The organism is Brevundimonas sp., assembly GCF_004210735.1.
Classification (GTDB): domain Bacteria; phylum Pseudomonadota; class Alphaproteobacteria; order Caulobacterales; family Caulobacteraceae; genus Brevundimonas.
On sequence record NZ_SDZL01000066.1, the window covers coordinates 1 to 11,854 of the forward strand.

General features: G+C 69.2%; 9 protein-coding genes. 3 read left to right on the forward strand and 6 right to left on the reverse strand.

The window, feature by feature from the left end:
• Positions 1-419 precede the first annotated feature (419 nt).
• On the reverse strand, positions 420-1,538 hold the full coding sequence (gene zapE, locus EON91_RS12435; protein WP_292095249.1) for a cell division protein ZapE: 1,119 nt from the start codon (positions 1,536-1,538) through the stop codon (positions 420-422).
• A gap of 102 nt (positions 1,539-1,640) precedes the next feature.
• Here zapE and EON91_RS12440 point away from each other — a divergent pair, with 102 nt between their 5' ends.
• Positions 1,641-2,687, forward strand: coding sequence for an aspartate-semialdehyde dehydrogenase (locus EON91_RS12440; protein WP_292095251.1), 1,047 nt, complete (start codon positions 1,641-1,643; stop codon positions 2,685-2,687).
• Positions 2,688-2,798: 111 nt separating this feature from the next.
• Complete coding sequence (rarD, locus tag EON91_RS12445; RefSeq protein ID WP_292095267.1) at positions 2,799-3,725, forward strand: EamA family transporter RarD; 927 nt, start codon at positions 2,799-2,801, stop codon at positions 3,723-3,725.
• On the opposite strand, the gene EON91_RS12450 is transcribed toward rarD, so the two are convergent.
• Both EON91_RS12450 and EON91_RS12455 read right to left on the reverse strand, forming a co-directional pair.
• A complete protein-coding gene (locus tag EON91_RS12450) occupies positions 3,713-4,855 on the reverse strand; it encodes a serine hydrolase domain-containing protein (RefSeq protein ID WP_292095252.1) in 1,143 nt (380 codons plus the stop codon). The two genes, rarD and EON91_RS12450, sit on opposite strands and share 13 nt — an antisense overlap.
• A complete protein-coding gene (locus EON91_RS12455) occupies positions 4,852-6,075 on the reverse strand; it encodes a TIGR03862 family flavoprotein (protein WP_292095256.1) in 1,224 nt (407 codons plus the stop codon). Before EON91_RS12455 ends, EON91_RS12450 begins: the two co-directional genes overlap by 4 nt.
• Positions 6,076-6,125: 50 nt before the next feature.
• Between EON91_RS12455 and greA the strand changes: the two genes are divergently transcribed.
• Positions 6,126-6,641 carry a transcription elongation factor GreA gene (gene greA / locus EON91_RS12460; protein ID WP_292095259.1) on the forward strand — a complete coding sequence of 172 codons (516 nt, stop codon included), beginning with the start codon at positions 6,126-6,128 and terminating at the stop codon, positions 6,639-6,641.
• Here the strand turns inward: greA and EON91_RS12465 are convergent.
• The 3 genes from EON91_RS12465 to EON91_RS12475 all read right to left on the reverse strand — a co-directional run.
• A complete protein-coding gene (locus tag EON91_RS12465) occupies positions 6,599-8,251 on the reverse strand; it encodes a M17 family peptidase N-terminal domain-containing protein (protein WP_292095261.1) in 1,653 nt (550 codons plus the stop codon). The two genes, greA and EON91_RS12465, sit on opposite strands and share 43 nt — an antisense overlap.
• 170 nt (positions 8,252-8,421) lie before the next feature.
• A complete protein-coding gene (locus EON91_RS12470) occupies positions 8,422-11,247 on the reverse strand; it encodes a pitrilysin family protein (RefSeq protein ID WP_292095262.1) in 2,826 nt (941 codons plus the stop codon).
• Between the two features lie 163 nt (positions 11,248-11,410).
• A partial coding sequence (locus EON91_RS12475; RefSeq protein WP_292095264.1) for a TCP-1/cpn60 chaperonin family protein occupies positions 11,411-11,854 on the reverse strand: 444 nt, incomplete at its 5' end.

Sequence of the window (11,854 nt, forward strand, 5' to 3'; positions counted from 1 at the left end):
GTCTCCAGTAAGCCCCCACTCTAGGCGCCCCGCCCGCCCCGGCGCCACCCCGAACCCATCGACCCTCGGTCCGAATCCAGCCGTCATCGCCCCTTTCGCGCCATAACCCCCGATCTCACCGCCGCGCCGCATCCCCCGCTATGATGCTGCCCGGTCTTTGACATCGACTCCCCACCCTCTCCCAGCGGGAGAGGGCTTGAGGCTCGCAGAGCGCAGCGATGCGCCAGCCGAAAGGGTGAGGGGTTACGCGCTAAACAGGATGAGGCTCCACCCCCTCACCCGACCGCGCCAGAACGACGGCTGCGCCGCCGTGCGCGCTCTCCCTCTCCCGCTGGGAGAGGGGTCGGTAAAAAGAAGCGTTGCACTGTTGCACGCACTGCACTGATTTTTTCCCGTGCAGTGCAGTGCAATCCGCCCCCTCACGGCGCCGGCGCCTCCGCCGGGGCGGCGTCGCCGGTCTGGCGTTCCAGCCAGGATTGGCTGCCCATTTCGTGCAGGCGCGACACGGTGCGTTCGAACTCGAAGGCGCCGACCCCTTCGGTATAGAGGGCCTCCGGCGCGGCGGCGGCCGACGCCACCAGCTTGACCCCCACCTCGTACAGGGCGTCGATCAGGGTCACCAGGCGGCGCGCCTCATGGTGGTTGGCAGGGCCCAGTTTCGGCACGCCCTCCAGGAACAGGATATGGAACCGCCCGGCCACGGCCAGATAGTCCTGCGGCCCCAGCGGCCGGGCGCACAGTTCGTCAAACGTCGCGCGGGCCATGCCGCCGACGGTGCGGGCGACGGTCACCTCGCGGCCCAGTACGTTCAGGGTCGCCGGCTCCTCCGGCTCATCGCCCTTCAGGTCGGCCCACAGTTGCTCGAACCCGGGACCGCCCGCCGTGAACCAGACCTTCGTCCCCGTCAGCCGGTCCAGCCGCCAGTCGCGCGCGCCCGCCGTCTCGACCACCACGCAGCGCGTCCGCAGGATGTCGATGAAGGGCAGGAACAGCTGCCGGTTGATGCCGTTCAGATACAGCTGCTCCGGCGCCCGGTTCGAGGTTACGGCCAGCACCACCCGCCGCTCGAACAGCGCCTCGAACAGCCGGCCCAGGATCATGGCGTCGGCGATGTCCGTCACCTGCAGCTCGTCGAAACACAGCAGCCGCGCCTCGGACGCGATCAGCTCCGCGACCGGCGCGATGGGATCATCCCCCTTCGATTGTCCAAAGACGCGCTTCCGGGCCTTGGCGTCCCCCTCGCGCCACTGGCGGATCAGGTCGTGAACCCGCGCCATGAAGGCGTGGAAATGCGCCCGCATCTTCCGCGGCTCGGGGCTGGCCGCATAGAACAGGTCCATCAGCATGGATTTGCCGCGCCCCGGCGGCCCCCACAGATAGATGCCCGTCACCTCGGGCGGCTTGCCGAACAGCCCCTTCTTCGACAGATCCTTCTCCAGCCGCTCCAGCGCGCCCACCACCGGCGCCTGGGCCAGATCGGCATGGATCGCCCCGGATTTCAGGCGGGCGTTATAGGCGCGGCGGACGGCAGAGGGCATGAAAGGGCCATAGCGGGCGAAAGAAGCCGGGAAAAGAGATTGCTTCGCGCCTGCGAAAGACCCAAATGCGAAACGTCTTCCCCGTAACAAGGATCTTGTCCCATGGGCTATCGCGTCGCCGTCGTAGGCGCCACCGGCAATGTCGGCCGGGAAATGCTGTCCATCCTCGAGGAGCTGAACTTCCCCGTCGATGAAATGCATGCGATCGCCTCGCGCAAATCCAAGGGGGTCGAGGTCTCGTTCGGCGACCGCACCCTGAAATGCCAGGATCTGGAGCAGTTCGACTTCACCACCGTCGACATCGTGCTGATGAGCGCCGGCGGCGCGGTGTCGCGCGAATGGTCGGAGAAGATCGGCAAGGCCGGCGCCATCGTCATCGACAACTCCTCGGCCTTCCGCATGGACCCGGACGTGCCGCTGATCGTGCCCGAGGTGAACCCGGACGCCATCAAGCAGGCGAAGACCAAGAACATCATCGCCAACCCCAACTGCTCGACCATCCAGCTGGTCACCGCGCTGAAGCCGCTGCATGACGCGGCCAGGATCAAGCGCGTCGTGGTCGCCACCTACCAGTCCGTCTCGGGCGCCGGTAAGGAAGGGATGGACGAGCTGTGGAACCAGACCAAGGCCATCTACGGCCTGGGCGACGCCACGCCGAAGAAATTCCCCAAGCAGATCGCCTTCAACGTCATCCCCTTCATCGGCGCCTTCAACGAGGACGGCTACACCGATGAAGAGACCAAGATGTGGAAGGAGACGCACAAGATGCTGGACCCCTCCATCAAGCTGACGGTCACCTGCGTCCGCGTGCCGGTCTTCGTCGGCCACTCCGAGGCCGTGACGGTCGAGTTCGATCGCCCCATCGCCCCCGACGAGGCCCGTGAGATCCTGCGCGAGGCGCCGGGCGTCCAGGTCATCGATAAGCGCGAGCATGACGGCTACATCACCCCAGTCGATGCGGCCGGCGAGCATGCCGTCTATGTGTCGCGCATCCGCAAGGATCACACGGTCGAGAACGGCCTGGCCTTCTGGGTCGTGTCCGACAACCTGCGCAAGGGCGCGGCCCTGAACGCCGTCCAGATCGCCCAGCTGCTGGACGAGGCCGGCATCATCCAGCCCAAGAGCGGCTATCGCAGCATTACTGTCTGAGTAAGGAGGCCCTAACGCCTCGCACGCGGTGCGAGGCTGCTTGAGGGCCATTGATCCCATATTTGGCCCGTCGCGCCGGGCGCGGCGGGGACCGAAAGGTCCGCCGTGAGCGTGTCCGCCTCTCCTGCCCCCGCCCCTGCGGAAGCCCGCACCGCCCTGATCTCGGCGATCAGCTGCTACATCATCTGGGGCTTCCTGCCGCTGCTGTTCATGGGCATGGCCGCCCAGGGCTTCACCGCGCCCGAGATTCTGGCCCAGCGCGCCGTCTGGGCGGTGCTGTTCGCCGGGATCCTGGTGCTGATGTCGCGGCAGTGGGGCCAGGTGAAGCGGGTGCTGGGCACGCCCTCGACCCTGATCTGGCTGGCCGGCTCGACCGCGCTTATCGGGGTGAACTGGGGCGTCTATGTCTGGGCCACGACCCACGGCGCGACGCTGGAGGCCAGCCTCGGCTACTATATCAATCCGCTGCTGAACATGGCCGCCGGGGCCCTGCTGTTCCGCGAGAAGATCAGCCGGGGCGGCAAGATCGCCATCGGCCTGGCCGCTGTCGGGGTGCTGATCCAGGCGCTGGCGCTGGGGCGGCCGCCATGGATCTCCATCGTTCTGGCCCTGACGTTCTGCGCCTATGGGGTGATCCGCAAGCGCGTGCCCGCCGACGCCCAGACGGGCCTGTTCGTCGAATGTCTGCTGCTGTTGCCGCTGGGCCTGATTTTCCTGACCTGGCTGCAACTCAGCGGCCCCGGCGCGGTCGGCCTGTCCTCGCCGGGCGGCCTGATGTGGGCCATGGTCAACGGCCCGGCGACGGTCCTGCCGCTGGCCCTGTTCGCCTGGTCGGCGCGGCGCCTGCCGCTGTCGGCCATGGGCTTTATCCAATTCATCGCCCCCACGCTGCAGTTCGCCTGCGGCGTCTGGGCCGGTGAAGCCTTCACCCCGCTGCGCGCGGTCAGCTTCGTCTTCATCTGGGCCGGGGCCGCCGTCTTCGCCGCCGTCGCCGTCCAGCGCGCCCGCATGGCGCGGGCCGCCCTTCAGGCCGAATAGAAGGCGTCGATCAGGCGCAGCGCCCGCGGGTCACCGATCAGGTGCGGCGACTGGCGCGTCATCACATAGGCGGCCGACACCCTGGCCGCCGGGTCGGCGAAGGCCATCGACCCGCCCCAACCGCAATGCCCCACCGCCAGCGGGTTCGGCCCGAAGATGTTCAGCCCGGCGTTCCGCGTGAACCCCGCCGCCCAGCTGATGACGAAGGGCAGCACCTTGTCCGGGCCGTGGATCCGTTCCCGCGTCGCCTGCTCCAGCGTCGTCGGCGACAGGATCGGTTTGTCGTCCAGTGCGCCTCCGGTGGCGATGATCGACATCATCCGCGCCAGATCGCGCGCCGTGGCGTGCAGGTTGGCGGACGGGATTTCCGCCATCCGCCACTCGGTCGATCCCCGCCCGCCGGGGGCCGAGCCGCGATCCAGGAAGGCGGCCTTCTTGATGCTGTCTATAGGGCCCAGGTCCGGCGCGGCGGCGGGCTTTCTCAGCTGCGCCACTCGGCCGTGCTCTGCCTCGGGCAGGCCCAGCCACAGATCCAGACCGAAAGGTTCGGCGAAATCCTCGCGCAGGGCCGTGCCCATGCTTCGTCCGTCGACGATGCGGAACAGCTCGCCCGCCAGATAGCCGATGGTGATCGGGTGATAGCCGGACGCCGTTCCCGGCGCCCACAGGGGTTCCTGCGCCGCCAGCCGGTCCAGCACCGCCTGCCGGTCGAACCAGATGGCCGGCTCGCCCCCTTCGGAAAAGCCCGGCAGGCCCGACTGATGGCTCATCAGCTGCGCGACCGTCAGCTGGTCCTTGCCCGCCGCGCCGAACGCCGGCCAGTGGTCCGCGACCCGGCCGTCATAGGTCAACAACCCCCGCTCGACGCACCAGGCGATCATCAGGCTCATCACCGCCTTGCCGGTCGAAAACACCGGGACCAGCGTCCGCGCGTCGAACGGGATCGTGCCCGCCAGATCCGCCGATCCGGCCCACAGGTCGATCACCGGCTCGCCATCGACACAGACGCTGAAGCGTGCGGCCAGTTCGTTCAGCCCCTCGGGCGCATCGGTGAAATTGCGGGCGAAGGCGTCCTTTACCGCGTCAAAGCGCGGCGGACACGCCCCGTGGATGTCGGGCCGGTCGGTCATGCGTCGCTCCTGGTCGTCTTTGTCGTCTCAAGCCAGTCCAGCGCGCCCTGCGCCGCCACGACGCCCGAGGCGAAGCTGGCCTGCAGCAGATAGCCACCGGTCGGCGCCTCCCAGTCCAGCATCTCGCCCGCGACGAAGGCGCCGGGGCGGCCGGTCAGCATCAGCCGCGCGTCCACCGCGTCCAGCCGCACGCCCCCGGCCGAGGATATCGCCCGCTCCAAACCCTGCACGCCCGTCAGCTTCAACCGCACGCCCTTGATTCGGCGCGCCAGCTTGTCCGGTCCCGGCGGCGGCTCGCCGATCTCGCGAAGCAGGCCCACCGCGACCGGCGACAGGCCCCCGGCCTTGCGCAGCCAGTTTGTGACACTGTCCTTGCCACGTGGCCGCGCCAGTCGCGCCGCCAGCGCCTCGACCGACAGATCGGGCCGCAGATCGACCGTCAGGGTCGCCCCGCCATCGGTCGCCAGCGCCTCGCGCAGATCGGCCGACAGGGCGTAGACCGCACCGCCCTCGACGCCATAGGCGGCGATCATCGCCTCGCCCCGCACCGTCCGGTCGGCGAAACCCAGCGCCACGCCCTTCAGTGGCTGGCCCGCGAACCGGTCGCGGAACACCTCGCTCCACACCACGTCGAAGCCGACGTTGGCGGGGCGGAACGGCGACAGGGGCGCGTCCAGCCAGTCCGTCCAGGCCGCGTCCGACCCCAGCCGCGGCCACGACGCCCCACCCAGCGCCAGCACCACGGCGTCAGCCGCTTCCTGCCGTTCGCCCTCAGGCGTTTCAAACGTCAGCGCCCCGTCACGCCAGCCCGTCCAGCGCGAGCGGGTGCGGATCTCGACCCCCAGTCCAGCCAGTCGAGCCAGCCAGGCGCGCAGCAGGGGCGAGGCCTTCATCGTTTTCGGAAACACCCGCCCCGAACTGCCGACAAAGGTCGGCTGATCCAGTTCCTCGACCCAACCCACCAGATCGGCGGGCGAAAAGGCGTCCAGCCACCCTCCGATCGCGGACCGCGCCGCGCCATAACGGTTCAGGAAGGGCTCCCGATCCTCGGAATGGGTCAGGTTCAGCCCGCCGCGCCCGGCCATCAGGAATTTGCGCGCCACGGACGGCATCCGCTCGTGCACGACGACGCGGGCCCCGCCACGAGCCAGACGCTCGGCCGCCATCAAGCCGGCCGGGCCGGCGCCGATCACATGGACGAGGGCAGAGGAGGGGTTCATCGCCGTCTTCCTAGACCGGAACGGCCGAACGCCCTAGACGCTCATCCCCCATGAGCGTCGCCTTCACCCGGGAAGAAGATCTGGAAGCCACGGCGGCGGACCTGCCGGACCGGCCGATCTCGCCGCACGCCAATCTGGTGACGGCCGAGGGGCTGGCGGCCATCGATGCGGAACTGGCCAGCGCCCGCGCCGCCTACGCCGCCGCCCAGGCCAAGGGGTCGATCGAAGCGGATCGCACGGCCATGGCGCGGGCCACGCGCGACCTGCGTTACTGGTCCGCCCGGCGCGCCTCGGCCCAGTTGGTCGAGACCGAGGCGGATGGCCGGGTGCGGTTCGGCGGCTTCGTCACCATCGAACGCGAGGACGGCCGCACCCAGACCTGGCGCATCGTCGGCGAGGATCAGGCCGACCCCGCCGCCGGCTCGGTCAGCCACGTCTCGCCCCTGTCCCGCGCCCTGATGGGCAAGACGGTCGGGGACGAGGCCGTGGTCGCCGGCCAGACGGTCGAGATCGTCGCCGTGGATCAGGAACCGCCGGTCCCGACCTCGCGCGCGACCGGGCGATAGTCGCGCACGAACCGCTCCAGCAGACGCACTGACCAGCCGGTCGAACCTGCGGGCTTCACGTCATTGGCGGTGGTGTTGTCGACGTTGGCGATGTCCAGGTGCGCCCAAGGGGTTTCCGGACGGGCGAAATAGCCGATGAAATGCGCCCCGGTGCCCGCGCCCGCACCGCCTTCGCCCGCGTTCTTGATGTCGGCGATCGGCGACGAGGTGGCGGTGACATAGTTGGGGTGCAGCGGCAGGCGCCACAGGCGTTCGCCCGAGGCTTCACCGGCGGCGTGCAACTGGTCCGACAGGCTATCGTGGCGGCTGAACAGGCCCGCATAGTCGGCGCCCAGGGCGGTGCTGATCGCCCCGGTCAGGGTCGCCACATCGACGATGGCGGCGGCGTTAAGGCGGGTGTCCGCATAGACGACGGCGTCGGCCAGGACCAGGCGGCCCTCGGCGTCGGTCGAGATGACCTCGATGGTCCGGCCGTTCATGGCGGTCAGCACGTCGCCGGGACGGATGGCGCCGCCGTCGGGCATGTTCTCGGCCAGGGCGGCGACGGCCACCACATCAACCGGCGCAGCCGACTTGGCCAGGGCCAGAACGGCGCCGACCACGCCCGCGGCGCCTGACATGTCCATCTTCATCGCGCCCATGCCCGATCCGGGCTTCAGCGAGATCCCGCCAGAATCGAAGGTGATGCCCTTGCCCAGCAGGGCCACCGGCCCGGCGCCGAAGACCTCGGCCGGGGCGTTCTGGTCGCAATAACGGATGATCAGCATACGCGGCGGACGCGGCGAACCCTGACCGACGCCCAGGATCGCGCCCATGCCCAGACGTTCCATCGCCGGCACGTCCAGCACCTCGATGGTCACGCCCGGCACCCCGGCGAAGGCCGCGCGGGCGCGGGCGACGAAGCTTTCCGGATAGACGATATTGGCGGGCTCGTTCGAGATGTCGCGGGCCCAGGTCATGGCCTCGACCAGGGCGCGGCCCCGCCCGGCAAAGACCGCGCTGGCGCCCGAGGCGTCATCGGCCACCACGGTCGCGGCGCCGGGCGCCGGCGTGTCGCGGCCGGTGGTGCGGTACAGGTCCGACCGGTACTCGCCCAGGTTCAGGCCGGTGGCCAATTCGGACGCCGCCTCGGCCGAGAGGCCCGACGCCAGCAGGGTCAGCTCGCCTGCCTGGGCGCCCAGGGCGCGTCCGGCCGCAGCCCCGGCATCCTGGATGTCAGCGGCCGAGGCGTCAGCGCCCAGCCCGACCACCAGAACCCGATCCCAGCCGCCCAACCCGTACAGGCTGACCGACTTGCGCTTGCCGTAGCCGAAATCGGCGCCTTTCAACCCGGCGGCCAGGGCGGCCCGGGCATCGGCGGAAAGGGTGGCGGCGCGGGCGTCCAGATCGCTGGCGGCCGACAGCGGCAGCACCAGGGTTCCCGACGGAGCAGCCGGGGCGGCGGCGAAGGTCACGGCGCGATGGGTCGCGGGCGCGGCGCGGGTCAGTTCGGCGGCGGCGACCGGTGCGGCGGCGCGGCGCGACTGGGCCTCTGCAGGCAGGGCGGCGGTCAGTCCCAGTGCGACGACGAGGGCGGCAGGCGCGGCGGAGAAGCGTGTGGAAAGGCGCATCGGTCGAACAATCCCCTTGTGACGACGAAGCCTCACTATGGGGAGCGCCGGATCGCCGGGGCAAATCGTTCGTGACCAAAGTGCGACGACCGCGACGCTTTGCCTCGCCCATAGAAAAACCGGCCCGGACATGTCGTCCGGGCCGGTCAATCGTGGCGTTCAGACCCCTGTTACTGGCTGGCGGGGCGCACCTCGACCGGCAGGCCCAGCTTCTCCAGCTGCGGCTTCACCACCGAGGCGTCGCCCACCACGACCCAGGCGAACTTGCCCGGATCTATGGCGGCGCGGGCGGCGGCGTCCATCTGGGCCGGCGTCATGGCGCGGGTGCGGCTGGCGACGGTCTCCTGATAGTCGTCCGGACGGCCCAGTAGCGCGTTCTGACGCATGGCGGCCAGAACCGAGGCCGAGGTCTCGTAGCTGCCGGCCAGTCGACGGGTGTTGCCGTTGACCGTGCGCTCGCGCTCGGCGTCGGTCACGCCCTTGTCGGACAGGAAGGCCTTGTACTGGTCCAGCAGGGCGGCGACGGAATCACCGGTACGGTCGGCCTGGACCGGCGCCTGAACCAGATAGGGCAGGCGGTTCTGCAGGCCGCTGACGTAGCCGGCCACGCCGTACGACCAGCCCTTGGTCTCGCGCAGGTCGCTGTTGATGCGGGACAGGAAGTCGTTGCCCAGCACATTGTTGGCCGCATTCAGCATCAGGGTGTCGTCGGTGCCGTTCATGTCCAGAACCTGGCCGCCCAGAATGTAGGACTGGGGCGACTGGGGCCGGTCGATCAGCAGGATACGCGGCGTTGCGGCCGGAATGGCGGCCGTGAACGTCTTGGTCCCCTTGGCGGTCGACGGCGCGGACCAGCCCCGGAAGGCGGCCTCCAGTTGCGGCGTCAGCTGGGCCAGCGGCACGTCCGAGGTGACGAAGATCGTGGCGTTGTCCGGACGGATCCAGGCGTCATGCTGGGCGGCCAGATCGGCCCGCGTCAGAGCGGCGATGCTGGTCTCGTCACCGGCGCCGCTGAACGGACGACCGTAGGGATAGTCGGCTCCATACAGCAGGCCCGGCAGGGCGCGATTGGCCAGGCCTTCCGGCTGGGTCTTCTCCTGGGCGATGCGGGCCAGACGCTGGGCGCGCAGGCGTTCGACCTCGGCCGGGGCGAAGGCCGGGTTGTCGATGACGTCGGCCAGCAGCGCCAGCGACGGCTGCAGGTTCGGCGTCAGCGCGGTCAGGGTCACGGCCGATCGGTCCATGGTGGCGCCGGTGGCGATGGTCGCGCCCAGACGCTCCTGGGCCTCGGCCAGCTGGGTCGAGTTCATCGTCGCCGTACCCTCGTCCATCAGGTCCAGCATCAAACTCTGGGCGCCCAGACGATCCGCACGATCGGCGGCGTAGCCGGCGTCGAACTCGACCGCGACGCGCGTCATCGGCACGGTGTCGCTGTGGGCGTAGACGACCTTGACGCCATTCGACAGGGTCGCCCGTTCGATTGTCGGGAAGTCCAGATCGGACACCTGACCGATCTCGGGCTTGGCCATACGTTCGACACGCTGGATCGGCGCGGCCTCCGAACGGGCGGCTCCCGACGGCGCGGCTGCGGCCTCTTCATAGGCTTCGCGCTCGCCCGGCAGGGTAATCAGATTGAAGGCCGGACGGGTCAGCCATTTGGCCATCGCGGCCTGCACCTGCGCGGGGGTGACGGCGGCATAGGCGGCCAGCTGCTTCTTGTAGAACTCGGGATCGCCCGCATACAGCTGGCCCTCGGCCAAGGCCGTAGCCTTGCCGCTGAAGCCGCCGACCTGCTCCAGACCCGCGATACGGCCCGAGACGTAGCGGGTGACGACGCGGTTCACCTCGTCCTGGGTCGGACCCTTTTCGATCAGGTCAGCCAGGATGGTGTCCAGACGACGTTCCAGCGCGGCCGGGTCCTGCCCCGGCTTCACATCGACCTGAACGTCGAAGATGCCGATGCGGTGGAAGTCCTGCAGCGAGGCGCTGACGCCCACGGCGCTCTGGTCGCCGCGGACCAGCTCGTTATCGAGGCGGGAGCTGGCCAGACCGCCCAGCAGGGTGGCGCCGACGCTCAGCGGCACAGCGTCCGCATCCAGCAGGCCGGGCACGGCCCAGGTCCGGTTGATGCGGGCGTTCGACACGCGGTCGTGCAGCGTTTTTGTCACCGGCGCAGGCAGGGTCGGCACGGGGGCGGCGGCGGGGGTGTTCACCGGACCGCGCGCGATCGGACCGAAATATTTGGTGGTCAGGCGACGGGCCTCGGCCTCGTCGATGTCGCCGGCCAGCACCAGAACGGCGTTGTTCGGGCCGTATTTGCTGCGGAACCAGTCGCGCACCGTCTCCATCGACGCCGCGTCCAGATCGGCCATCGAGCCGATGGTCGAGTGGCGGTACGGGTGACCCTCGGGGAACAGCCCTTCAAGCTGGGCGTATTCGGACAGGCCATAAGGCTGGTTGTCGCCCTGACGCTTCTCGTTCTGGACAACGCCGCGCTGTAGATCCAGCGTCTCCTGGCTGATGGCGCCCAGCATGTAGCCCATGCGGTCGCTTTCCAGATACAGCGCCTGCTCCAGCGCCGGGGTCGGCACGGTCTCGAAATAGTTGGTCCGGTCGAACCAGGTGGTTCCGTTCAGATCGGTCGCGCCCATGTTGCGGGTCGGCGTGAAGAAGCTGCCCGGCATGTTCTCCGAACCGCCGAACATCAGGTGTTCGAACAGGTGAGCAAAGCCGGTCTTGCCGACGGGTTCGTCCTTGGAGCCGACATTGTACCAGACCGAGATCGCCACCACCGGCGCCTTGCGGTCGGTGTGGACCAGCACGGTCAGGCCATTGTCCAGCTGGAAGCGGCTGTAGGGAATGTCGACCTCGCGGACCAGGTCCGACACGGGAGCGGCGCGCACGGCGCCCGCGGCGGCGGGGGCTTGGGCCATCACGGCGACGGGGGCTGCAGCCGCCATCAGCGCCGCAGCGGCGCAAAGGGTCACGAAACGCATGGGTATTGTCTCCTCCCGACAGGGTTGGGCGGACCTTACGCCGGGCTTGCGTCGCTGCAAGCACGCCGTTGGCTTCATGAACGATTGTTCATGAAATGGGCAAAGAGAAAGGGCGAGGCCTTTCGGCCCCGCCCTTCTGTCGTCAGCGTCGGATGGCTCGGACCTAGAAGTCCATGCCGCCCATACCGCCCATGCCGCCCATGTCCGGGGCGCCGCCAGCCGAAGCCTTCTTCGGCGCGTCCGCGACAGCGGCTTCCGTTGTGATCAGGATGCCGGCCACCGAAGCGGCGTCCTGCAGGGCCGTGCGAACAACCTTGGCCGGGTCGATGACGCCCATCTTGACCAGGTCGCCGTATTCTTCCGTCTGGGCGTTGAAGCCGAACGAGGCTTCGTTGTTCTCCAGAACCTTGCCGACCACGATCGAGCCTTCGACGCCGGAGTTTTCGGCGATCTGGCGGATCGGAGCCTGCAGGGCGCGGCGGATGATGGCGATGCCGGCGTTCTGGTCGGCGTTGTCGCCCTTGACGTCGGCCAGGATCTTGGAGGCCTTCAGCAGGGCGATGCCGCCGCCCGGAACGATGCCTTCGTCAGCCGCGGCGCGCGTGGC

What these genes read in the sequence shown, in the direction of transcription:
- zapE (WP_292095249.1), bottom strand. Translation starts at nt 1,538, where the DNA reads ATGCCCTCTGCCGTCCGCCGCGCCTATAACGCCCGCCTGAAATCCGGG.
- EON91_RS12440 (WP_292095251.1), top strand. Translation starts at nt 1,641, where the DNA reads ATGGGCTATCGCGTCGCCGTCGTAGGCGCCACCGGCAATGTCGGCCGG.
- EON91_RS12450 (WP_292095252.1), bottom strand. Translation starts at nt 4,855, where the DNA reads ATGACCGACCGGCCCGACATCCACGGGGCGTGTCCGCCGCGCTTTGAC.
- EON91_RS12455 (WP_292095256.1), bottom strand. Translation starts at nt 6,075, where the DNA reads ATGAACCCCTCCTCTGCCCTCGTCCATGTGATCGGCGCCGGCCCGGCC.
- greA (WP_292095259.1), top strand. Translation starts at nt 6,126, where the DNA reads ATGAGCGTCGCCTTCACCCGGGAAGAAGATCTGGAAGCCACGGCGGCG.
- EON91_RS12465 (WP_292095261.1), bottom strand. Translation starts at nt 8,251, where the DNA reads ATGCGCCTTTCCACACGCTTCTCCGCCGCGCCTGCCGCCCTCGTCGTC.
- EON91_RS12470 (WP_292095262.1), bottom strand. Translation starts at nt 11,247, where the DNA reads ATGCGTTTCGTGACCCTTTGCGCCGCTGCGGCGCTGATGGCGGCTGCA.